Genomic DNA, 20,766 nt, shown 5'->3' on the forward strand with positions numbered 1-20,766 from the left:
GTTAATTCTGACCCACCGTCGAGACGATGGTGACCTGCTTGTTGTCCGGTATTTCCTGGTAGGCCAGAACATGGATGTTCGGCACTGCCAGCCTTGCGAACCGCGACAGCATCGCCCTGACCGGGCCGGCGACCAGCAGAACCGCCGGTTTGCCGAGCATTTCTTGACGCTGTGCCGCTTCTACCAGAGACCGTTGCAACTTTTCGGCCATTCCCGGCTCCAGCAGGATGCCGTCATCGGAGCCCTGCCCAGCCTTCTGCAGGCTATTGAGCAAGATCTGTTCCAATCGGGGCTCGAGGGTGATCACAGGCAGCTCCGGCTCTAGTCCCACAACGTTTTGCACGATTGCGCGGGATAGCGCAACGCGCACCGCAGCCACCATCGCGGCGGGATCTTGACTCTTGGCGGCCACGTTGGCGATGGCCTCGGCGATGGTGCGGATGTCGCGCACGGGGACCTGCTCCTGCAACAGCGCCTGCAAGACCTTGAGCAGCGTGGAGAGCGACACCATGCCAGGCACCAGCTCCTCGGCGAGCTTGGGCGAGCTCTTGGCCAGCAGCTGCAGTAGCTGCTGCACTTCCTCGTGTCCCAGCAGTTCGTGCGCATGCTTGTACAGCACCTGGTTGAGGTGCGTGGCGACGACAGTGCTGGCATCCACCACCGTATAACCCAGCGACTGTGCCTGATCGCGCTGGCTGGTCTCGATCCACACCGCCTCGAGCCCGAATGCCGGATCCTTGGCGGCAATGCCGTTGAGTGGGCCGAACACCTGACCCGGATTGATCGCCAGTTCGCGATCCGGATAGACCTCCGCCTCGGCCAGGCTCACGCCCATCAGCGTCAAGCGATAGGCGTTGGGTAACAGGTCGAGGTTGTCGCGGATATGAACCGAAGGCATGAGAAAACCCAGGTCCTGCGAGAGCTTCTTGCGCACACCCTTGATTCGCGCCAGCAGCTGCCCTCCCTGATTACGATCGACCAGCGGGATCAGACGATAGCCGACCTCCAGGCCGACCATATCGACCGGAGTCACGTCGTCCCAGCCCAGCTCCTTGGTTTCGGCGGCTCGTTGCGCGGGCAGCATCTCCTGCTGCTTCTGCACCTCCTGCTCGGTCTTCTTGACGGACTGCTTCTGGCGGTGCCAGATCCAGTAGGCACCCGCTGCAGCCGCGGCACCAAGGCCGAGGAAGGACATATGCGGCATGCCCGGGACCAGCCCCATGGCAATCATGATCGCTGCCGACACCGCCAGCGCCTTGGGCGAGGCGAACATCTGCCGCTGCACCTGCTGCCCCATATCCTCCGAACTGGTGACACGGGTCACCATGATGGCTGCTGCGGTGGACAGCAGAAGGGAAGGAATCTGTGCGACCAGACCATCACCAATGGTCAGCAATGCATAGACCTGGCCTGCCTCGCTGAAGCTCATGCCGTGCTGCGCCATGCCGATGCCGACGCCGCCGATCAGGTTGATGAAGAGAATCAGCAGGCCGGCAATCGCATCACCGCGCACGAATTTCGAAGCACCGTCCATAGAACCGTAGAAGTCGGCCTCCGAGGAAACCTCGCTGCGGCGCTTCTTGGCTTCTTCCTGGTCGATCAGGCCGGCGTTGAGGTCGGCGTCGATCGCCATCTGCTTACCGGGCATGGCGTCGAGGGTGAAGCGTGCGCTGACTTCCGAGATGCGTCCGGCGCCCTTGGTGACCACGACGAAGTTGATGATCATCAGAATCGCGAAGACGACGATACCCACGACGTAATTGCCGCCGATCACCACGTTGCCGAAGGCCTCGATCACGTGGCCGGCGGCCGAGCCGCCTTCATGGCCGTTGATCAGCACCACCCGGGTCGAGGCAACGTTAAGTGCCAGGCGCATCAGGGTCGCGACCAGCAGGATCGTCGGGAAAACGGCGAAGTCCAGCGGCCGCAGCGCATAGACGCTGACCAGCAGCACGACAATCGACAGCGCGATGTTGAAGGTGAACAGCAGATCCAGGAGGAGCGGCGGCACCGACAGCATCATCATGCCCATCATCACGAGCAACAGCAGCGGTACGCCGAGATTGCCACGCCCCGCGCCTGCCAGGCCGTTGCGAATATTGACGAGTTGCGTGCGATCCACAGAAACCCCGGAAATACAGAACGAATTCTTGACGCGAAATGCGCCCTGCCGGGGCTATAGCAAGAAGGGGTCCAACTCTTTGCCGCATTGGCTACCAGCGCGCTCTATACCGCGGGGCGGTGCGAACGCCGTGCAGCGTCGGCAGTCACAGTTGCTACCGGTGGCACTCCGTCGCCGTCTGCGCAAAAGGAGCTTTCAGATGAAACAGTGGATCATCGCCGCCCTAGCCGGCTGCACCGCCTTCGCCGCCCAGGCGGAAACGCTGAACGTCGAGATCAACGCCGTCACCGCCCAGGGGATCGGAGAATCCGTGGGCAGCGTGAAGATCGAGAGCAGCGAGTACGGCCTGGTGTTTCGCCCCGAGCTGACCGGGCTGCAGGCCGGCCTGCACGGCTTTCATATCCACGCCAAAGGCAGCTGCGAGCCGGCCGAGGTAGACGGCAAGCCGACTGCCGCCGGTGCCGCCGCCGGCCACTGGGATCCGAAGAACACCGGCAAGCATGGCGAGCCCTGGGGTGATGGACACATGGGCGACCTGCCAGCGCTCTACGTCGACAGCGACGGCAAGGCCAGCCAACCGGTACTGGCGCCGCGCCTGAAGAGCCTGGGTGACATCAAGGGCCTGGCGCTGATGGTCCATCAGGGCGGCGACAATCACTCCGACCATCCGCAGCCACTGGGCGGTGGCGGCGCGCGTGTCGCTTGCGGCGTAATCGAATAAGCGCTGCGGCCGGGCGACGCAACCCGTCACCCGGCCGGATCACTCGTCGCGCCGCAGGTCCGGCGGAATCGGCAGATTGTTCAACGGCTCGGGTCGGCGCCCCTTGCCCGCGCGGTACTGACGCAACTGATAGACGTAGGCCAGCACCTGTGCCACGGCCAGATAAAGGCCAGCCGGGATCTCATGATCCAGCTCGGTGGAGTAGTACACCGCCCGCGCCAGCGCCGGCGATTCCAGCACCGTCACCTTGTGCTCCTGGGCGATCTCGCGAATCTTCAACGCCACGAAGTCGCCGCCCTTGGCAACCAGCCTTGGCGCGCCGCCCTTGTCGCCGTCGTACTTCAGCGCAACGGCGAAGTGCGTCGGGTTGGTGATGACCACATCGGCTTCCGGCACCGCCTGCATCATCCGCCGCTGCGCCGCCTCACGCTGCAGCTGGCGGATGCGCGACTTGACCTCCGGCTTGCCCTCGGAATCCTTGTATTCGTCCTTGACCTCCTGCTTGGTCATCATCAGCTTCTGCTTGTTGCTCCAGAGCTGAAACGGCACGTCCACCGCGGCAATGATGATCAGCCCACAGGCCATCCACAGGGCGCACCAGCCGACGATCTCGACGCTGTGCATGATGGCGAGGTCCAGCGGCTGCTTGGCGATGGACAGCAGGTCGTCCTGATACGCCGACAACACCAGCAGCGCAACGCTGAGCACGACGAGGAACTTGCCCAGCGCCTTCAGCAGCTCGACCAACGCTTGAGTGGAAAACATACGTTTAAGGCCGGCCGCGGGATTCATCCTGCTGACCTTGGGCGCCATCGCCTTGGCCGAGAACAGCCAGCCGCCCAGCGCCACCGGGCCGACGATCGATGCGATCAGCAATGCGATCAGCAGGGGCATGATCGCCTCCAGCGCCATCAGACCGCTGCCCATCAACAGGCTCGCCATGGAGCCCTCGTCCAGCAGCGTTTCGCGGCTGAGCCCGAACGTGCCCTGCATCATGGCCATCAGGGTTTGCGCCAGACCGCCACCGGACGCCAGCAACCCGCCGATACCACCCAGCGTTACCGCCACCGTGCTGAGTTCGCGGGAACGTGCCAGCTGCCCTTTTTCGCGTGATTCACGCAGGCGTTTCTCTGTGGGTTCCTCGCTTTTGTCGGCACCGCTTTCGCTCTCAGCCATGCGCGACCTCCGTCAGGTACAGGGCCCGGTTCATCAGCGTGCCCCCGCCAGCTCGCGCAGCATCATCAGTGCCTCGCTGACGAATATCTGGTATTGGGCGAAGATATCGGCCATGCCGATCCAGACGATGATCAGGCCGAGCACAAGGGTCAGCGGAAAGCCGATGGAGAAGATGTTCAACTGCGGCGCCGCGCGGGTCATCAGGCCGAACGCGAGGTTGACCACCAGCAGTGCGGTGATCGCCGGCAGCACCAGCAGCAAGCCGGCACCCAGTACCCAGCCCAACTTGCCGGCCACTTCCCAGAAGTGATTGGTCGACAGGCCAGCCCCCACCGGCAGAGTGACGAAGCTCTCGGCGAGGATTTCCAGCACCACCAGATGACCGTTGACCGAGAGGAACAGCAGGATCACCAGCATGTTGAAGAACTGGCCGAGCACGGGCACCGAGATGCCGTTGGCCGGGTCGACCATCGAGGCGAAACCGAGGCCCATCTGCATCGCCAGCAGCTGGCCCGAGACGATGAACACATGAAAGAACAGCTGCAGAACGAAGCCGAGCATCACTCCAATCACCAGTTGCTCGGCAATCAGCAGCAAAGACCCCAGGCTGAGCGAATCGACCGCGGGCATCGGCGGCAGCGTCGGCACCAGGACCAGTGCGATCGCCAGAGCCAGATACAGGCGTATACGCATCGGCACCAGCTGGGTACCGATGAGCGGCATGCTCATCAGCAATGCGGCGATGCGAAACAGCGGCAGCAGAAACTGCGCCACCCAGCCGCCGATCTGTGCATTGCTCAGCTCCAGCATCGGGCTAACCGATCAGCAACGGGATGTTCTGCACGAGGTTCTGCGTGTACTCCATCAGCTCGCGCACCAGCCAGGGGCCGGCCCAGATCAGCGTCAGCAGCATCACCAGCAGGCGCGGCAGGAAGCTCAGGGTCTGCTCGTTGATCTGCGTTGCGGCCTGAAACATCGCCACCACCAGACCGACCAGCAGGCTCGGCACCACCAGCACGCCGACGATCATCGCGGTCATCCACAGCCCTTCGCGAAACAGGTCCACCGCCACTTCCGGTGTCATTCGCGTCCCTCCTACAGGGTGCCGAAGCTGCCGGCCAGGGTGCCGATGATCAGCCCCCAGCCATCGACCAGCACGAACAGCATGATCTTGAACGGCAGCGAGATGATCAGCGGCGAGAGCATCATCATGCCCATCGCCATCAGTACGCTGGCCACCACCATGTCGATGATCAGAAACGGGATGAAGATCATGAAGCCGATCTGAAACGCCGTTTTCAGCTCGGAGGTGACGAACGCCGGCACCAGGATGGTCATCGGTGCCGCCTCGGGCGAGGTGATGTCGGTACGCCGAGACAAGCGCACGAACAGCTCCAGATCGCTCTCGCGGGTCTGCGCCAGCATGAAGTTCTTCAGCGGCACCTCGGCGCGGCTGATCGCTTCCTGTGCCGGAATCTGCTCGCTCAAGTATGGCTGCAGCGCCTCCTGGTTAATCCGGTCGAACACCGGGGCCATGATGAACAGCGTGAGAAACAGCGTCAGGCCGACGAGGATCTGATTCGACGGCGTCTGCTGCAGGCCCAGGGCCTGACGCAGGATGGAAAACACGATGATGATCCGGGTGAAGCTGGTCATCAGCATGACGAACGCCGGGATGAAGCTCAGCGCCGTCATGATCAGCAGGATCTGCAGGCTGACCGAATACTCCTGCTGCCCCTCGGCATCGGTAGTCAGGGTGATCGCGGGGATCGACAGCGGATTGTCGCCCTGCGCCAGGATACCGGACGACTCCTGCGCGACAGCGAGAGGGCCGACCAGCATAAGCGCGGCCAGCAGCAGAATGCGCAACATCAAGGCTTGTCCTTGTGGTCCTTGCCGAGCAGTTCCATCAGACGCTGGGCGAATTCGGGATTGGCCGGCTCGGCATCCGGCAGGTGCACGGGTTCCTTCATCACGTGCAGCGGCGTGATGCGGCCGCCGCTCAGGCCGATGAGGATCTGTTCGCCGCCGACCTGCACCAGCACCAGCCGCTCGCGCGGACCCAGCGCCTGGCTGGAGATCAGCTTGATCACCTGGGTGCCACGCGGGTTCAGCTGCTGCACGCGACGCAGCAGCCAGGCGAGCAGGAAGATCAACCCGATCACCAGCAACAGGCCGAGCAGCAGCTTGCTCAGCTGTGCGCCCATGGCGCTGCTGTTCATGCTCGCAGTCGGCTCCGCCGCCCACACCGGGAACGCCAAGAGCGCCGCCAGCAATGCCAGGCCGCGCATGTCAACGCAACTTCTTGATGCGTTCGGTGGGGCTGATCACATCGGTCAACCGGATGCCGAACTTCTCGTTGACCACTACCACCTCGCCATGAGCGATGAGCGTGCCGTTGACCAGTACATCCAACGGCTCGCCGGCCAGGCGGTCGAGCTCGACCACCGAGCCCTGATTGAGCTGCAGCAGGTTGCGGATGCTGATTTCCGTGCTGCCCACTTCCATCGAAATGGAAACCGGAATATCCAGAATGACATCCAGGTTCGGCCCCTCAAGCCCCAGCTGAACACCTCCGGAGGACTTCGGCGCACTGGCGAAATCCTCCAGCGGTGCGCGCGGCGCAGTCGGTGCGGCAGGCGCCGCCGCTGCCGGCCCCTGGTTCAGCAGCGCGTCGATATCGTCCTGGCTGGCGTCGCCGGCTTCGGCCAGAGCCGCGGCCCACTCGTCGGCCAGCGCCTGCTCCTCGGGGGATGTATTGTCGTGTTCGTCTGCCATCGCTAGTCCTCGAACGGCTCGAATTGAGTAAAGGGCGGAGTCAGCGTGGGCGAACCACGGGCTCCAGCACCTGCAGCGCCAGGTTGCCCTTGTGGGCGCCCAGCTTGACCTTGAAGGCCGGCATGCCATTGGCACGCATGATCATGTCTTCCGGCATTTCCACGGGAATGACGTCCCCTGGCTGCATGTTGAGGATGTCGCGCAACTTGAGCTGGCGGCGCACGACGGTGGCCCCCAGCGGCACGTTGACGTCGAGAATGTCCTCGCGCAGCGCCTTGACCCAACGCTCGTCCTGGTCGCTGACATCCGACTGGAAGCCGGCATCGAGCATCTCGCGAATAGGCTCGATCATCGAATAAGGCATGGTCACGTGCAGATCGCCGCCGCCACTGTCCAGCTCGATATGGAAGGTGGAAACCACCACCACCTCGCTAGGGCTGACGATGTTGGCCAGCGCCGGGTTCACTTCCGAGTTGACGTACTCGAAGTTGACGTCCAGCACCGCGTGCCAGGCTTCTTTCAGGTCGGCGAAGGCCTGATCCAGCACCATGCGCACCACGCGCAGCTCGGTCGGGGTAAATTCGCGACCCTCGATCTTGGCGTGGCGGCCGTCGCCACCGAAGAAGTTGTCCACCAGCTTGAATACCAGCTTGGCGTCGAGAATGAACAGCGCCGTGCCACGCAACGGCTTCATCTTCACCAGGTTGAGGCTGGTCGGCACGTACAGCGAGTGCACGTACTCGCCGAACTTCATCACCTGGACGCCACCGACCGAGACATCGGCCGAACGCCGCAGCAGGTTGAACATGCTGATGCGGGTATAACGGGCGAAACGTTCGTTGATCATTTCCAGCGTGGGCATGCGCCCGCGCACGATGCGATCCTGACTGGTCAGGTCGTAGCTCTTGATGGACCCCGGCTCGGAATCGCTTTCGGTATCCACCAGACCGTCGTCGACCCCATGCAGGAGCGCATCGATCTCGTCTTGCGAGAGCAGGTCTTGAACAGCCATCTGCGGCAGCCTTCTATTGCAATACGAAGTTGGTGAACAGCACTTGCTCGACGGCAAGTTTGCCGATTTCCTTCTGCGCCAGTTCCTGCACGCTGGCAGTGGCCTGCTGACGCAGCATTTCCTTGCCTACCGGCGTTTTCAGCGCCTCGAAATCCTGACTCGAGAACAGCATCACCAGCCGGTTACGCAACAACGGCATATGCACCTTCAGCGCATCCAGAGCGGCCTGGTCACGCGACATCAGCGCGATGCTCACCTGCATATACCGCTGCCGCCCCTTGTGGCTGTAGTTGACCACGAAGGCCGGCATCAGCACCTCATAGATCGCCGGCTGCTTACCCGAAGCGGTGGCTGGGGCTTCTTCCGCCTTGTCACTGTCCAGGCCATCACCCTTGCTCATGAAGTAAAGCGTACCGCCGATCGAAAGCCCCACAGCCACCAACATGGCGACCACGATCACCAGAATGAGTTTCAGCTTCCCTTTGCTTGCCTGAGGCGCTTCCGGCCCGGTTGGCGGCACTACCGGTGGAGCCTGTTTCTTAGCCATGCCAAATATCCGTCATCAACAGCGTTTCGACCCGATTGTGCGAAGTTAGGAGCAACAGCTGTGCCAACGTGCCGACGCCAGCGCGCTAGGGTATGTCGTTCGCCGTTAGCGAAAAGGTATCAGGAAAAGGCTGCAGTCGCGGCGACCGCAACGGGCCGCGACGGCTATCCAGACAGACGGCGGAAAACCGACGCACCCCGATGCTGGACGCGCCGGAGTGGAGGCAACAAGATCAGGCGTAGTAGTCGACCAGGCCGCGATCGCCACCGGTGCGGGTAGTTGAAATCTCGCTGATACCGCTCTGCTGATCGTCCTCGATCGCCATATCGGACGCACCGGACGAGCCGCCCCTTGACGAACCGCCGTCCGCCCCGCCCTGCCAGCCGCGCGCCAGGGACTGATCGGAGACATTGACGTCCATCAGGCTCATGCCCTGCTGGTTGAACATTTCGCGCAAACGCTGCATCTGTCCTTCAAGCGCGTCACGTACGCCAGCGTGAGGACTGAGGAAGGTGACCTGCGCCTGGTCCTTGGTCATTTCGATGCGCACTTCCATGCGTCCAAGTTCCGCGGGGTCGAGCTGAATCTCAGCCGATTTCAGGTTCTGGCTGGACATCCACATCACCCGATCCACCACGGCCTCGCTCCAGCCGGATTGCTGCACCTGGACCGGCTGCCCCGGCACCAGCGCCGGTCGCTGGGCCTGCTGAATCTGCTGCGCGATTGCCTGGCTCAACGGATTGACCCGGGCGGCGGAAGACTCGCCAAAGCTCGAGACCCGACTCTCCTTGGGCGCATCAACCGTTTCCAGCAGCTCCTCGGCTGTCAGCTTCAGCTCTGTCTCCGCATCTTCGAGCGACTCGCTGCCAGCCAGCAACGCATTGGCGAAGCCATCATCGTTGTCGGCCTTGAGCTGTGCCTCGGCCAGCGGATCGTGCAATTGCGCGGCCGCTTTCTGCATGCCCACCGGCTCATCGCTTACCAAGCCCGTGCTGGTCATGGACGGCTCGGCGAACTCGCAGTCATCACTGACCAGCCCCTGCACGGCCGGCAACCCGGAGAGCAGGGTCTCTGGCTGAACTTCGCCGATTGGCTGAATCTCGCTCGGCGCGACGGACTGGCCGCCAAGGCCCAGCATCAGCAGCGGATCCAGTTCGGCCTCCGGCACCTCGTCCGACTCGCTTGCGGCAGGCAAGGCATTGCCGCTTTCGGCAACCGCCGGCTTTTCGTCACCGCTCGCCTCTGCCGCTTTTGCCTCGCCTTTTTCATCGACAGGTTTGTCGCGAGACGAATCGCCACGTTCGGCGCGCTCGGTCGGCCGGGTCTGGCGCTCCCGTGCGTAGACGTCGGAAAAGCTCGCTGCGCCGCCGTCGCGGCTCTCGCGCGGCGTGTCCGGCGCTTTTGCCGAAGCCTTGGGACGCACATCGACGGTGGGGGTCTTGAGCAGCAGGTCGGGGGTAACAGCCATGGAATGAGTCCGCCACGAATGATCGTGAGCGTGACAGAGCAATTTCTGGGCCATAACGTGAAGAAGGCGCCCAGAGCGCGACAGGGTCCACCGGCAGCGCGACTTACCCTACCGCGCGAGATGAGAGTCCTTCGACCGTCACTTGACCGAACTGCGCCAGAAAGTCGTCTGCTCAGCCGTAACGCTGTCGCTCAGCGCGGAACAGGATGCCGATGATGGCGAACTCGCGTTCGATGGACGCTAGCAGCGCCGGCGCATCCTCCAGCCGCTCATTGCGGGCGGCACTCTCCAATTGCTGGCAAAGCTCGGCGAGCAACGTCGCGCCCATGTTGCTGCAGCTACCCTTGAAGCTATGCGCGGCACGCCGCAGTGACTCGCTCTGATCCGAATGCAGCGCCTGGCGAAGCAGCCGGACGCGCTCCTCGGAGTCTGTCAGGAAGGTATCCAGCAGCGCCGGGTACTCACCCTCCATCACGTCCTGCAGCGTGGCGAGCACGGCACTATCGAGATGAGTGTTGGTCACCGGGACACTCCTGCTTCAAAGGGCCGGATTATGCCTCAGGCGGCCAGCTGAACTCTACGCTCAGACCTCGCCCGTCCGGCCGCCACTCGAACCCATCGCTCAGCTCACGCACCAGGTGCAAGCCGCGCCCGCTGAACTGGTCTCGGCCGAGCCCGAGCCGCAATGCCCGGGCCACATCGAACCCGCTGCCGCTGTCGCTGATAGCGACCCGCAATCGTCCGCCCTGCGGGCCGGTCTTGATGCTCAGCTCGAGGTGCACATGGCCCTCGGCAAGCGTCTGCAAACGCTGCTGACGCAACTCGTAGTAGCGCTTGAAGCCGTCTCCATCGCACTTGAGGGTCGAATCGAGCCCGAGCACGCCGTGCTCCAGCGCATTGGAATAGAGTTCGCCAAGCACTGTATAGATCTGACCGGCTCGCGGACGCAGCTGGTTGACCTGCAAGAGAACCTGCAGCACGGAGGGCAGCGGATTGCCGCCGCGCAGGCTGTCGGCGCGCAGTTCGATCCGAAACGACCAGTCCATCGGACGTACACGACTTGCCGAAGCCGGCGCCGCCAGCGGCATCGGCACCGCCTCGTCGCTGACCACGACCTCGACCAGGCTCAAATCGTCGTGGGGCTGGCCATGAAAGTCGAGCAGCGCCTGCTCGATCTCGTCGAACAACCGCGACGGATCGCGGTTGGCAGCCAGGGCGGCCAGCAGACGCTGCTCGCCGAACAGCTCGTCGTCGGCATTGCGGCTCTCCACGACCCCATCGGAAAGCAGCAGAAGCCGATCGCCCGGCGCCACAGGATAGTGTTCGAACTTGTCATCCAGCTTCGCAGCCGAGACGACGCCCAGCGGTAGATGCCGGGACACCAGCGGGGTCTGCCGACCATCCGCCGAAATCAGGTAGCCATCAGGAAGACCGCCGTTCCACACGCGTAAACGCCCCTGCTTGGGGTCGATGTCCAGCAGCGTTGCGCAGCAGAACATCTCCACCGGCAGGATCTGCTTGAGCTTGGCATTCATCTCGCGAAGGATGTCGTTGCTCGAATGGCCCTTGGCGGTCATGCCATAGAAGGTTTCCGCCAGCGGCATGGCGCCGATCGCCGCTGGCAGTCCATGGCCGGTGAAATCACCGAGCAGAACGAACATCTGCCCTGCCGGCGCCTGCGCGGCCAGCAGCAGATCGCCGTTGAACAGCGCCTGGGGTGATTGTCGGTAACGGATGTTAGGCGCGCTGAGACAGCCAGCATGGGCAACCTTGTCGAAGATCGCCTTGGCCGCGCGATGCTCGTCGAGCAGCTGTTGGTTGCGCCGGACGATCAGATCGCGCTGCTCGAGCACGGTCGCCTGCAGACGGCGCAGGCGATGCATGGCCTGGATCTTGGCTTCGAGAATGATCGGGTTGTAGGGCTTGGCGATGAAGTCGTCGCCCCCTGCCTCGAGGCAACTGACCAGCGCCTGATGCTCGGTCAGCGAAGTCAGGAAGATGATCGGCACCAGCTCGTCGCCGGCCAACTGCTTGATGCGCCGGGCCGCCTCGAAGCCATCCATCACCGGCATCAGCGCGTCCATGAGCACCAGCTGCGGTTTCTCCCGCTCGAACAGCTGTACCGCTTCAAGTCCATCGGCGGCGGTGAGCACGCGATGCCCCTGCTTGGCGACGATGGTCGAAAGCAGCATCCGATCGACCGGGCTGTCCTCGGCGATCAGGATCGACAGCCCCATGGGCATGTCAGGCAATCACGAACAGCTGTTCGAAGTTGGATACCGAAAGGATCTTGCGAACGTCGGGGCTGCAGTTGAGCAGGCGAATGTCGGCTTCGTCGCCCCCGGCATGGTCACGCAGCAGCAGCAGCATGCCTAGCGCCGAACTGTCCATGTAGGTCGTGCCCTGTAGGTTCACCACGTAGCGCTGCGGATGGACGTCCTGACGCTGATAAGCATCGCGGAAGGCCTGATGCGCATTGAAGTCGAAGCGTCCACTGATGGAAATGGTCAGCTCCTGGCCATCCGCCGAAGGCTGCGAAGTGATGGTCATGTGGCACTCCTGATCCGGTACGTCGTGAAGCTCGCTTGCGAGCGGTTGCCGCTAAGGCGAAATGAAACAGCCGTGTACCGGCTGAAAACGACGAACCGCCATCAGGACCTCGCCTGGCAAGGCCGCAGGCCCGACCGGGATCGCCGCGCTGAAACACCGCCAAGATTTAACATTCACGCCGCGGTACGGCAAGCGTGAATCCGGCCGGTTCGGGTCAATGCTCACGCCCTCTTCCGGCCAGCCGCTGGGCAAACTCGTCGAGCAACTTCTGTTCACGCTTGTCGGCAGCGATACGGGCCTCGCGCTGATAGCTCTCGACCAGCTTGCTCAGCCCCTCGACGCGCGCATGGCGCTGCTGCCACTGCTCACGCAGTTTGCGCAGATTGTCGCGGTACCAGTTGACGCTACGCTGTTGCTGAGCGATGGCCGACTCGAGCTGGGACAGAAAGCGCTGGTAATTCATCAGCCACTGGCCGGAAACGCCCTGGCTGCCCTGCTGCATCCATTGCTCCTGGTAGTCCCTGAAGTACTGCTCCAGCTCTCCCAACTTGGCTTCGGCCTGATTCAGTTGCGTCTGGCCCTGCCCGAGCAGGCGCGCGGCATCCTGCTCGGCCTTCTCGGCCATCTCGATCACTGGCGCCAGGCGTGCCGCTCGGCTGGCCGCCATCGATTAGCCGCCTTGCCGCGCGGCGAAGACCGCTGCAAGATGCGCCGAGCTGCGCGCCAGGTCCTCGCTTTCGTCAAGTCCCTGGCGCAGGTAGCTGACCATCTCGGCCTGCCGCGCGATAGCCATATCCGTTTCCGGATCGCCGCCCGGCACATAGGCGCCGACACTGATCAGGTCGCGACTCTGCTGATAACGAGACCAGAGCTGCTTGAAGCGTTGCGAGGCGCGAACGTGCTCGGCGCCCACCACCTGTGGCATTACACGGCTGATGGAAGCCTCGATGTCGATAGCCGGATAGTGGCCTTCCTCGGCCAGGCGACGCGACAACACGATGTGCCCATCGAGCACACCGCGAGCAGCATCAGCGATCGGATCCTGTTGGTCATCGCCTTCGGACAGCACCGTGTAGAACGCCGTGATCGAGCCGCCACCCTGCTCGGCATTGCCGGCGCGCTCAACCAGGCTGGGCAGCTTGGCGAACACCGATGGCGGGTAGCCCTTGGTAGCCGGCGGCTCGCCGATGGCGAGGGCGATTTCACGCTGGGCCTGGGCATAGCGGGTCAGCGAATCCATCAGCAGCAGTACATTCTTACCCTTGTCGCGGAAATACTCGGCGATACGCGTGCAGTACTGCGCGGCACGCAGGCGCATCAGCGGCGCTTCGTCGGCCGGCGACGCGACCACTACCGAACGTTTGATGCTCTCTTCACCAAGGATGTTCTCGATGAACTCCTTGACCTCGCGACCGCGTTCGCCGATCAGCCCGACCACGATGATGTCGGCTTCGGTGAATCGGGTCATCATGCCCAGCAATACCGACTTGCCGACACCGGTACCGGCGAACAGACCGAGACGCTGGCCGCGCCCCACCGTGAGCAGCCCGTTGATACTGCGGATGCCGACATCCAGCGGCTCGCTGATCGGGTGACGCTTGAGCGGATTGATCACCGGGCCGTCCATCGGTACCCAGTCCTCGGCTTTCATGCCGCCCTTGCCGTCCAGGGCACGCCCTGCACCGTCCAGCACCCGGCCGAGCATGGACATGCCCATGGGCAGACGTCCGGTGTTGACCAGCGGCACCACACGCGCGCCAGGGGCGATACCTGCCAGGCTGCCGACCGGCATCAGATACAGCTTGCCACTGGAAAAGCCCATCACCTCCGCCTCGACCTCGGTGGGGTGATAGCTGTCGTCGTTGATCACCAGGCAGCGGCTGCCGACCGCCGCACGCAGTCCCTCGGCCTCCAGGGTCAGGCCGACCATACGCAGCAGGCGGCCCTCCAGCAGCGGCTGGCTGGCCAGCTTGATCGCGTCACCGTAGGCTTCGAAACGCTTGGCGAAACTGGTTCGCTCAAGGCGCATCGGACACATCCAGGTCGATAGTCAGGTCGGCTGCTGGCGGATGGGTCGCATTCTCCCGCTGCTGTTCGAAGAGCTGCTTGATGGCCTGGGTCAGACGCGTTTCGATGCTGGCATCGATGCGGCTGTGCTCGGTTTCGATGTGGCAGCCGCCCGGCAACAGGCTGCTGTCCTCGAGAATCCGCCAGTTTTCCTCATGGCGTTCGCGCAACGCCTTGATCAGTTCGAAGTCCTGCGGGTTGACATGGATACGCACGTTGCTGGCACCCATGGGCAGCAACTTCAGCGCCTCGCGCAGCACCTGACGAATCTGGCTGGAATCGATCAGCAGATCACGCTGGATCACTTCCCGGGCCATGTGGCTGACCAGGGTCGCCATGGCGTGCTCGAGATTGCGATCCTGATCGGCGATCGGATCGAGCAACTGCGTCATCAACCGCTCAAGGCTTTCCAGGCGTGGCGCCAAAGCGGCTTCGGCTTCCTGACGAGCCTTGAGCTGGCCCGCGTGGAAACCATCCTTTTCACCGGTGGCAAAGCCTTCGTTATAAGCCTGCTGGCGAATCGCCTCGAGTTCGTCGAGCGTCAGCGGTTTGACTTCCTCGACCGGCACATCCTCACTGTGCGCCAACTCTTCGACTGGCTCGTCGACGTTCGGCTCCGCAGGCGGCTCCTCTTCACCCTGCGGGTCGAAACTGGGCAATGACCAGCGATCGAACAGACTGACGTCTTTCGCGCGAATGAGGTCGCTGGGGTTGTCCTTCGCCATCTATGCAGTGTTGTCCTGTCAGATCATCTCTTCGCCGCCCTTGGAGCCGAGAACGATCTCCCCGGCTTCGGCCATGCGACGAGCAATGGTGAGAATTTCCTTCTGGGCGTTTTCCACGTCGCTGACGCGCACCGGCCCCTTGGCTTCGAGATCGTCGCGCAGCAGTTCACCAGCGCGCTTGGACATGTTCTTGAAGACCTTTTCCTTGATGCCGTCGTCGGCGCCCTTGAGCGCCATCACCAGCACGTCGGAGGATACCTCACGCAGCAGCACCTGGATGCCACGGTCGTCGACGTCGGCCAGGTTGTCGAAGACGAACATCAGGTCCTCGATCTGGCTGGACAGGTCCTCGTCCACATCGCGAATCGCATCCATCAGCTGGCCTTCGATGGAGCTGTCCAGGTAGTTCATGATATCGGCCGCACGCTTCACGCCGCCCAGGCTGGCGCGGCTGGTGTTGGTGTTGCCGGAGAACTGCTTCTCCAGGATCAGGTTCAGCTCTTTCAATGCCGCGGGCTGAACGGTATTCAGCGACGACACACGCAGGACGATGTCCAGCCGCACCTTGTGATCGAAGTGCGAAAGCACCTCGCCGGCCTGGTCCGGGTCGAGATAGGCCACCACGATGGCCTGGATCTGCGGATGCTCGTAGCGGATCACATCGGCCACGGCGCGCGGCTCCATCCACTTCAGGCTGTCCAGACCACTGGTATTGCCGCCCAGCAGGATGCGGTCGATCAACCCGCCGGCCTTGTCCTCGCCCAGCGCCTGAGTGAGCATCTTGCGGATATAGCCATCGGAGCCGACGCCGAGACTGGTCTGGTCGCCGACGATTTCGACGAACTCGCTCATCACCTGTTCGATCTGCGCCTTCTGCACGTTGCGCATCTGCGCCATGGCCGTACCGACGCGCTGCACTTCTTTCGGGCCGAGGTGGCGCAGCACCTGGGCCGCGTCGGTCTCACCCAGCGAGAGCAGAAGGATGGCGGCCTTGTCGACCTTGTTGAGCTTGGCTTGAACTCGATTGTCATTCATCGGCGTTGATCCACTCTTTCACCACCTGGGCTACCCGTCCCGGGTCATCGGCCACAAGGTTCTTGATCGCGTTCAGCTGGGCTTCATATCCCTCGCTGGGGCTCGGCAGCAGAATGTTCTGCGGGCCGCTCAGGCTGACCCGGTCGCTGGCCAGGCCGGAATCCAGTCCATCATCGTCACCCAGTTCGCCCGGACCGCTGGCGACCTGCAGTTCCTTGCCAGCCGAGGGGTTGGTCAGGCTCTTGAGCACCGGGCGCAGCACGCCGAACACCAACACCAGGATGAACAGCACGCCGAGCACCTGTTTGACCACATCCCAGAACCAGGGCTGCGAGTAGAACGGTATCTCTTCGAAGGCCTCTCCGGCGCTGTCGGCGACGAACGCGGTGTTGATCACGCTGACGCTGTCGCCGCGGCTGGCATCGAAACCCACCGCGTCCTGCACCAGACGGGTGAAGCGCGCCAGATCATCGGCGTTCCAGGGCACCCGAACCATCTCGCCGGCCGCATTGAGCGTCATCTGGTCATCGACCACGACGGCAACCGACAGCCGGCGCAGGCGGCCCTGCTGCTGCTTGGTGTAGCTGATGGAGCGATCGAGCTCGTAGTTGCGGGTGGCCTGCTCGCGTTTGTCGGCCGGGAACGGCGCCAGCATCGGCTGCCCGGTTACCGGATCCATGATCTGCTGGCCATTGGCGTCGAGCAGCGGCTGGCCAGGGGCGACGGCACCAGCGGCGGCAGCGGCCTGGTTGGCCTGCTCCGGTGCTGTCGCCGGACCCGGTGGCTGGTTGCTCAGGGCACCGGGTACGCCCTGCGGCGGCAGGCTGCTCTGGCGTTGTTCGTTGACGCTTTGCTCGCTGCGCAGCGCCGGCTGGTCCGGATTGAAGGTTTCCGATGTGGACTCGACCGCACTGAAATCCACGTCCGCCGAAACCTCGGCCTTGTAGCGACCGCTACCGAGCACCGGCTGCAGAATGTTGTGCACGCGCTGGGTATAGAGACTCTCCATGCGGCGGCTATAGTCGAACTGCTTGCCCGCCATGGTCAGCTCGGACAGCTCCTGCTGGTCGGACAGCAGGTTGCCCTTCTGATCCACCACAGTGATCTGCGACTTGCTGAGCTCCGGCACGCTGGTGGCGACCAGGTTGATGATCGCCATCACCTGGCTCGGCTCCAGCGCACGCCCCGGATAGAGTTCCACCAGTACCGAGGCGCTGGGCTTGCGCTCGTCGCGCACGAATACCGAGCTCTTCGGGATGGCCAGGTGCACGCGGGCACCCTTGACGTTGTTCAGGCTGGAAATGGTGCGTCCCAGTTCGCCCTCGAGGCCGCGCCGGTAGCGGGTCGCCTCCATGAACTGGCTGGTACCCAGCCCCTGGTCCTTGTCGAGGATTTCGAAGCCGATGTTGCTATCGGCAGGGGCGATGCCGGCGCCTGCAAGTTTCAGGCGCGCACGCGCCAGGTCATTGGCCTTGACCAGCAACGCGCCGGAATTGGGTTCGACGGTATAGGCGATGTCCGCCGCGGCAAGCGTCTCCATCACCTGATTCGCGTCCATCCCGGCCAGACTGCCGAGCAATGGGCGGTAATCGGGCTGCTGCGACCAGAGCACCACGGCAAAACCGATGGCCACGCTGGCCGCCAGTCCGACCAACAGGCCGACCTGCCGCAGCATGGACATTTCCGAGAGATTCTCCAGGAACGACAGTCCCAGCAAAGGCTTCTTGCCAGCTTCGGGAGTAGCTGGTACCGGAACGTTGCTCACCGCTTCAGCCATGATTCAATCCGCCTCACACCGGCATCTGCATGATGTCTTGGTAGGCCTGAACCAGTTTGTTACGTACCTGGGTCATGGCCTGAAAGGAAACGCTGGCCTTTTGCGAGGCGATCATCACTTCGGTCAGGTCAACGCCGCCCTGCCCCATCTCGAAGGCTGACGCGAGCTGGCTCGAAGCCTGCTGGGTTTCGTGTACCTTGTTCACCGCCTGGCCGAGCATGTCGGAAAAGCTCGGCGCGCCGACCTCCTGGGTCTGCACCTCCGGCTTGGTGCGCGCCATGGCATCGGTCTGCATGGCCCGCATTTCCAGCATCAAGCGATTGAATTGGACACCCTGACTCATCTAATCCTCCAACAGCCGCGGTTTTTTTGACGCATCGCGGCGAGCACTGACTAGATAGCAACAAGGGTGCCAGAACCCCATGCGCCATTCCGCGTGGCGATGGGTTGCATGGACACGGGCGATGACTGTTACGCCCAATGCGCCCGTGGCTGTATCGGGACGCCCGCCAGCACAGCCCAATAGGCTAGCGACGAGCCGGATGGCAGCCCCCCTTCGCAATCTCGATAAATAGAAGAGCAAGAATGAATGAAACCAGCCGCATCGCCCTGCGCCCTCTGAGCGACAGCTCGCCCTCCACCATCGTTGCCGGCTTCGTCGCCATGCTCACCGGCTATACCAGCTCGCTGGTGCTGATGTTCCAGGCAGGCCAGGCGGCCGGACTGAGCGAGGCGCAGATCTCGTCATGGATCTGGGCACTGTCGATCGGCATGGCCATCTGCAGCATCGGCCTGTCGCTGCGCTATCGAACGCCGGTGGTGGTCGCCTGGTCGACGCCGGGCGCGGCGCTGCTGATTACCAGCCTGCCTGGGGTTCCCTATGCCGAAGCGATTGGCGCGTTCATTTTCGCCTCGGTGCTGATCGCATTGAGCGGCCTGACTGGCAGCTTCGATCGCCTGATGCGTCGAGTGCCGGCTTCCCTGGCCGCCGCTCTGCTGGCTGGGGTGCTGTTCAATATCGGCAGCGAAATATTCCGCGCGGTTGGCGTTCAGCCGGTGCTAGTGCTCGGGATGTTCTTCAGTTACCTGCTGGCCAAGCGGCTGCAGCCGCGCTTCGCCGTACTGGCCGCCCTGGTAGTCGGCTGCCTGATCGCCGGCATCTCTGGCCTGCTGGATTTCCAGCGCTTCAGCCTGCAGGTGGCCGTGCCGGTGTGGACCACGCCGGCGTTTTCCTTCGCCGCCATCTTCAGCATCGGCATTCCGCTATTCGTCATCGCCATGGCCTCGCAGAACATGCCGGGGCTGGCCGTGCTGCGCGCCGAAGGCTATCAGGTGCCGGCCTCCCCGCTGATCTCCACGACCGGCATCGCTTCGGTATTGCTGGCCCCGTTCGGCTCCCACGGCATTCACCTGGCAGCGATCACCATGGCGATCTGTGCCGGCCCCGAAGCACATCCCGATCCACAGAAACGCTACACCGCCGCGGCCTGGTGCGGCGTGTTCTACGGCATTGCCGGCATCTTTGGCGCGACGCTGGCGGCATTGTTCGCGGCGTTTCCGGCGGCGCTGGTGTTGTCCATCGCGGCGCTTGCCCTGCTCGGCTCGATCGGCTCTGGGCTGACCCAGGCGATGCAGCAGCCCGACGAGCGGGAAGCGGCACTGATCACCTTCATGGTCACGGCTTCGGGACTGACGCTGTTTGGTATCGGAGCTGCGTTGTGGGGGTTGATTGCAGGGGTAATCGCCCTGCTGATTCTGCGCCGCCGCAGCTGAGCGGCGCAGAATAAAGGGTGCCCGGCGAGACACCGGGCGCGCCCTCAGATCGCCGTCGCCCCGCCATCCACCGCCAACGCGTGGCCGGTGGTGAACGCGGCGCCGTCACTGCATAGGTAGAGCACGGCCGCGGCGATTTCGTCGACCTTGCCGATGCGCCCGACCGGATGCATGGCGGCCGCGAACTCGGCCTTGCGCGGGTCCGCCTCGTAGGCGCGGCGGAACATATCGGTATCGATCACCGCTGGGCAGACGGCGTTTACGCGGATCTGCTTCTTGGCATACTCGATCGCCGCCGACTTGGTCAGGCCGATCACCGCATGCTTGGACGCGGCGTAGATGCTCATCTTCGGCGCAGCGCCGAGCCCGGCGACCGATGCGGTATTGACGATCGCGCCGCCGCCCTGGGCCAGCATCACCGGCAGCTGATGCTTCATGCACAGCCAGACACCCTTGACGTTGACGCCCATGATCGCGTCGAACTCAGCCTCGCTGCCTTCGGCCAGACGGCCCTGCTCGATCTCGATGCCGGCGTTGTTGAACGCGTAATCGAGCCGGCCGAACTGCCCCAGCGTCTGCTCGATCAGCGCCTTGACCTGCTCGTCGCGGGTCACATCACAACGAACGGCGATCGCCTCGCCACCGGCAGCGCGAATGGTTTCGGCACCGTCGCGGATACCCGCTTCGTCGATGTCCGCCAGCACCACCTTGAGGCCCTGCTGGGCGAAAGCCAGCGCGGTGGCGCGACCGATGCCGGCCGCCGCGCCCGTCACCAGGGCGACCTGACCGGAGAATGTCATGCTCATGATTGTTCTTCCCGAAGATTTCGACTCGCCTCGTGTCTGTGAAATGACCACCGAAGGCGTCCCGGTCAGACTTATACCCTCATGCGCTCGCGTATTTCATCGCCGCCGCGGTCATATCACCGAACTGGATGCCAGTGCATTCCAGCGCTCCGACGTTCCTTGCAGCTGTGCGCCGGGCGAGCTACACCAAACCTTTCGCATACACGAGG

Annotated in this window: 22 protein-coding genes; 2 read left to right on the forward strand and 20 right to left on the reverse strand. The window is 63.4% G+C overall.

Features of this window, described 5'->3' with window-relative positions:
• Position 1: 1 nt before the first annotated feature.
• Positions 2-2,122, reverse strand: coding sequence for a flagellar biosynthesis protein FlhA (flhA, locus tag OUY36_RS13805; protein ID WP_063539845.1), 2,121 nt, complete (start codon positions 2,120-2,122; stop codon positions 2-4).
• A gap of 199 nt (positions 2,123-2,321) precedes the next feature.
• Here flhA and sodC point away from each other — a divergent pair, with 199 nt between their 5' ends.
• Complete coding sequence (gene sodC, locus OUY36_RS13810; protein ID WP_110776521.1) at positions 2,322-2,843, forward strand: superoxide dismutase family protein; 522 nt, start codon at positions 2,322-2,324, stop codon at positions 2,841-2,843.
• 39 nt (positions 2,844-2,882) lie between these two features.
• On the opposite strand, the gene flhB is transcribed toward sodC, so the two are convergent.
• From flhB to fliE, 18 genes are all read right to left on the reverse strand, one after another.
• Positions 2,883-4,019: a flagellar biosynthesis protein FlhB gene (gene flhB, locus OUY36_RS13815; protein ID WP_267934761.1), complete on the reverse strand. Its 1,137-nt coding sequence runs from the start codon at positions 4,017-4,019 to the stop codon at positions 2,883-2,885.
• 33 nt (positions 4,020-4,052) lie between these two features.
• The gene (fliR, locus tag OUY36_RS13820) at positions 4,053-4,829 is read right to left on the reverse strand and encodes a flagellar biosynthetic protein FliR (protein WP_125867913.1); all 777 of its coding nucleotides are present in this window, start codon (positions 4,827-4,829) and stop codon (positions 4,053-4,055) included.
• 4 nt (positions 4,830-4,833) lie between these two features.
• Positions 4,834-5,103: a flagellar biosynthesis protein FliQ gene (gene fliQ, locus OUY36_RS13825; RefSeq protein ID WP_003296594.1), complete on the reverse strand. Its 270-nt coding sequence runs from the start codon at positions 5,101-5,103 to the stop codon at positions 4,834-4,836.
• Between the two features lie 11 nt (positions 5,104-5,114).
• Positions 5,115-5,891 carry a flagellar type III secretion system pore protein FliP gene (fliP, locus tag OUY36_RS13830; RefSeq protein ID WP_063539849.1) on the reverse strand — a complete coding sequence of 259 codons (777 nt, stop codon included), beginning with the start codon at positions 5,889-5,891 and terminating at the stop codon, positions 5,115-5,117.
• Positions 5,891-6,310 carry a flagellar biosynthetic protein FliO gene (gene fliO, locus OUY36_RS13835; RefSeq protein WP_063539850.1) on the reverse strand — a complete coding sequence of 140 codons (420 nt, stop codon included), beginning with the start codon at positions 6,308-6,310 and terminating at the stop codon, positions 5,891-5,893. The genes fliP and fliO overlap by 1 nt, the downstream gene beginning before the upstream one ends.
• A 1-nt stretch (position 6,311) precedes the next feature.
• Complete coding sequence (gene fliN, locus OUY36_RS13840) at positions 6,312-6,797, reverse strand: flagellar motor switch protein FliN (protein ID WP_063539851.1); 486 nt, start codon at positions 6,795-6,797, stop codon at positions 6,312-6,314.
• Between the two features lie 40 nt (positions 6,798-6,837).
• Positions 6,838-7,809: a flagellar motor switch protein FliM gene (fliM, locus tag OUY36_RS13845; RefSeq protein WP_013983226.1), complete on the reverse strand. Its 972-nt coding sequence runs from the start codon at positions 7,807-7,809 to the stop codon at positions 6,838-6,840.
• A gap of 13 nt (positions 7,810-7,822) precedes the next feature.
• A complete protein-coding gene (gene fliL, locus OUY36_RS13850) occupies positions 7,823-8,356 on the reverse strand; it encodes a flagellar basal body-associated protein FliL (RefSeq protein ID WP_063539852.1) in 534 nt (177 codons plus the stop codon).
• A 232-nt stretch (positions 8,357-8,588) separates the two neighbouring features.
• Entirely contained in the window at positions 8,589-9,824 is a 1,236-nt protein-coding gene (locus OUY36_RS13855) for a flagellar hook-length control protein FliK (RefSeq protein WP_267934762.1), read from the reverse strand.
• 172 nt (positions 9,825-9,996) lie between these two features.
• Positions 9,997-10,347 carry an Hpt domain-containing protein gene (locus tag OUY36_RS13860; RefSeq protein ID WP_063539854.1) on the reverse strand — a complete coding sequence of 117 codons (351 nt, stop codon included), beginning with the start codon at positions 10,345-10,347 and terminating at the stop codon, positions 9,997-9,999.
• Between the two features lie 28 nt (positions 10,348-10,375).
• A complete protein-coding gene (locus OUY36_RS13865; protein WP_267938175.1) occupies positions 10,376-12,067 on the reverse strand; it encodes an ATP-binding SpoIIE family protein phosphatase in 1,692 nt (563 codons plus the stop codon).
• 1 nt (position 12,068) lies between these two features.
• On the reverse strand, positions 12,069-12,374 hold the full coding sequence (locus OUY36_RS13870; protein WP_110776515.1) for an STAS domain-containing protein: 306 nt from the start codon (positions 12,372-12,374) through the stop codon (positions 12,069-12,071).
• 214 nt (positions 12,375-12,588) lie between these two features.
• On the reverse strand, positions 12,589-13,041 hold the full coding sequence (gene fliJ, locus OUY36_RS13875) for a flagellar export protein FliJ (RefSeq protein WP_063539856.1): 453 nt from the start codon (positions 13,039-13,041) through the stop codon (positions 12,589-12,591).
• A gap of 3 nt (positions 13,042-13,044) precedes the next feature.
• On the reverse strand, positions 13,045-14,403 hold the full coding sequence (gene fliI, locus OUY36_RS13880; protein ID WP_063539857.1) for a flagellar protein export ATPase FliI: 1,359 nt from the start codon (positions 14,401-14,403) through the stop codon (positions 13,045-13,047).
• A complete protein-coding gene (gene fliH, locus OUY36_RS13885; RefSeq protein ID WP_267934763.1) occupies positions 14,393-15,166 on the reverse strand; it encodes a flagellar assembly protein FliH in 774 nt (257 codons plus the stop codon). Before fliH ends, fliI begins: the two co-directional genes overlap by 11 nt.
• An 18-nt stretch (positions 15,167-15,184) precedes the next feature.
• Complete coding sequence (fliG, locus tag OUY36_RS13890; RefSeq protein WP_063539859.1) at positions 15,185-16,201, reverse strand: flagellar motor switch protein FliG; 1,017 nt, start codon at positions 16,199-16,201, stop codon at positions 15,185-15,187.
• Entirely contained in the window at positions 16,194-17,978 is a 1,785-nt protein-coding gene (gene fliF, locus OUY36_RS13895; RefSeq protein ID WP_267934764.1) for a flagellar basal-body MS-ring/collar protein FliF, read from the reverse strand. The genes fliG and fliF overlap by 8 nt, the downstream gene beginning before the upstream one ends.
• 13 nt (positions 17,979-17,991) lie before the next feature.
• Positions 17,992-18,321, reverse strand: coding sequence for a flagellar hook-basal body complex protein FliE (gene fliE, locus OUY36_RS13900; protein ID WP_063539861.1), 330 nt, complete (start codon positions 18,319-18,321; stop codon positions 17,992-17,994).
• 242 nt (positions 18,322-18,563) lie between these two features.
• On the opposite strand from fliE, the gene OUY36_RS13905 reads away from it, so the two are divergent.
• Entirely contained in the window at positions 18,564-19,751 is a 1,188-nt protein-coding gene (locus tag OUY36_RS13905) for a benzoate/H(+) symporter BenE family transporter (RefSeq protein WP_267934765.1), read from the forward strand.
• 44 nt (positions 19,752-19,795) lie between these two features.
• Here the strand turns inward: OUY36_RS13905 and OUY36_RS13910 are convergent, their stop codons facing one another.
• Positions 19,796-20,557, reverse strand: a complete 762-nt coding sequence (locus OUY36_RS13910; RefSeq protein ID WP_267934766.1) for an SDR family oxidoreductase — start codon at positions 20,555-20,557, stop codon at positions 19,796-19,798.
• Positions 20,558-20,766: the final 209 nt, after the last annotated feature.

Source organism: Stutzerimonas sp. R40042, assembly GCF_026642215.1.
Classification (GTDB): domain Bacteria; phylum Pseudomonadota; class Gammaproteobacteria; order Pseudomonadales; family Pseudomonadaceae; genus Stutzerimonas; species Stutzerimonas frequens.

Bases quoted from the DNA above. Each gene is read 5' to 3' on its own strand.
- fliH (WP_267934763.1), bottom strand. From the start codon at position 15,166: ATGGCGAAGGACAACCCCAGCGACCTCATTCGCGCGAAAGACGTCAGT.
- fliJ (WP_063539856.1), bottom strand. From the start codon at position 13,041: ATGGCGGCCAGCCGAGCGGCACGCCTGGCGCCAGTGATCGAGATGGCC.
- fliN (WP_063539851.1), bottom strand. From the start codon at position 6,797: ATGGCAGACGAACACGACAATACATCCCCCGAGGAGCAGGCGCTGGCC.
- fliQ (WP_003296594.1), bottom strand. From the start codon at position 5,103: ATGACACCGGAAGTGGCGGTGGACCTGTTTCGCGAAGGGCTGTGGATG.
- fliM (WP_013983226.1), bottom strand. From the start codon at position 7,809: ATGGCTGTTCAAGACCTGCTCTCGCAAGACGAGATCGATGCGCTCCTG.
- sodC (WP_110776521.1), top strand. From the start codon at position 2,322: ATGAAACAGTGGATCATCGCCGCCCTAGCCGGCTGCACCGCCTTCGCC.
- fliL (WP_063539852.1), bottom strand. From the start codon at position 8,356: ATGGCTAAGAAACAGGCTCCACCGGTAGTGCCGCCAACCGGGCCGGAA.
- OUY36_RS13865 (WP_267938175.1), bottom strand. From the start codon at position 12,067: ATGCCCATGGGGCTGTCGATCCTGATCGCCGAGGACAGCCCGGTCGAT.
- fliO (WP_063539850.1), bottom strand. From the start codon at position 6,310: ATGCGCGGCCTGGCATTGCTGGCGGCGCTCTTGGCGTTCCCGGTGTGG.
- OUY36_RS13855 (WP_267934762.1), bottom strand. From the start codon at position 9,824: ATGGCTGTTACCCCCGACCTGCTGCTCAAGACCCCCACCGTCGATGTG.
- OUY36_RS13910 (WP_267934766.1), bottom strand. From the start codon at position 20,557: ATGAGCATGACATTCTCCGGTCAGGTCGCCCTGGTGACGGGCGCGGCG.
- fliF (WP_267934764.1), bottom strand. From the start codon at position 17,978: ATGGCTGAAGCGGTGAGCAACGTTCCGGTACCAGCTACTCCCGAAGCT.
- fliE (WP_063539861.1), bottom strand. From the start codon at position 18,321: ATGAGTCAGGGTGTCCAATTCAATCGCTTGATGCTGGAAATGCGGGCC.
- OUY36_RS13905 (WP_267934765.1), top strand. From the start codon at position 18,564: ATGAATGAAACCAGCCGCATCGCCCTGCGCCCTCTGAGCGACAGCTCG.
- fliG (WP_063539859.1), bottom strand. From the start codon at position 16,201: ATGAATGACAATCGAGTTCAAGCCAAGCTCAACAAGGTCGACAAGGCC.
- fliR (WP_125867913.1), bottom strand. From the start codon at position 4,829: ATGCTGGAGCTGAGCAATGCACAGATCGGCGGCTGGGTGGCGCAGTTT.
- fliP (WP_063539849.1), bottom strand. From the start codon at position 5,891: ATGTTGCGCATTCTGCTGCTGGCCGCGCTTATGCTGGTCGGCCCTCTC.
- fliI (WP_063539857.1), bottom strand. From the start codon at position 14,403: ATGCGCCTTGAGCGAACCAGTTTCGCCAAGCGTTTCGAAGCCTACGGT.
- flhB (WP_267934761.1), bottom strand. From the start codon at position 4,019: ATGGCTGAGAGCGAAAGCGGTGCCGACAAAAGCGAGGAACCCACAGAG.
- OUY36_RS13870 (WP_110776515.1), bottom strand. From the start codon at position 12,374: ATGACCATCACTTCGCAGCCTTCGGCGGATGGCCAGGAGCTGACCATT.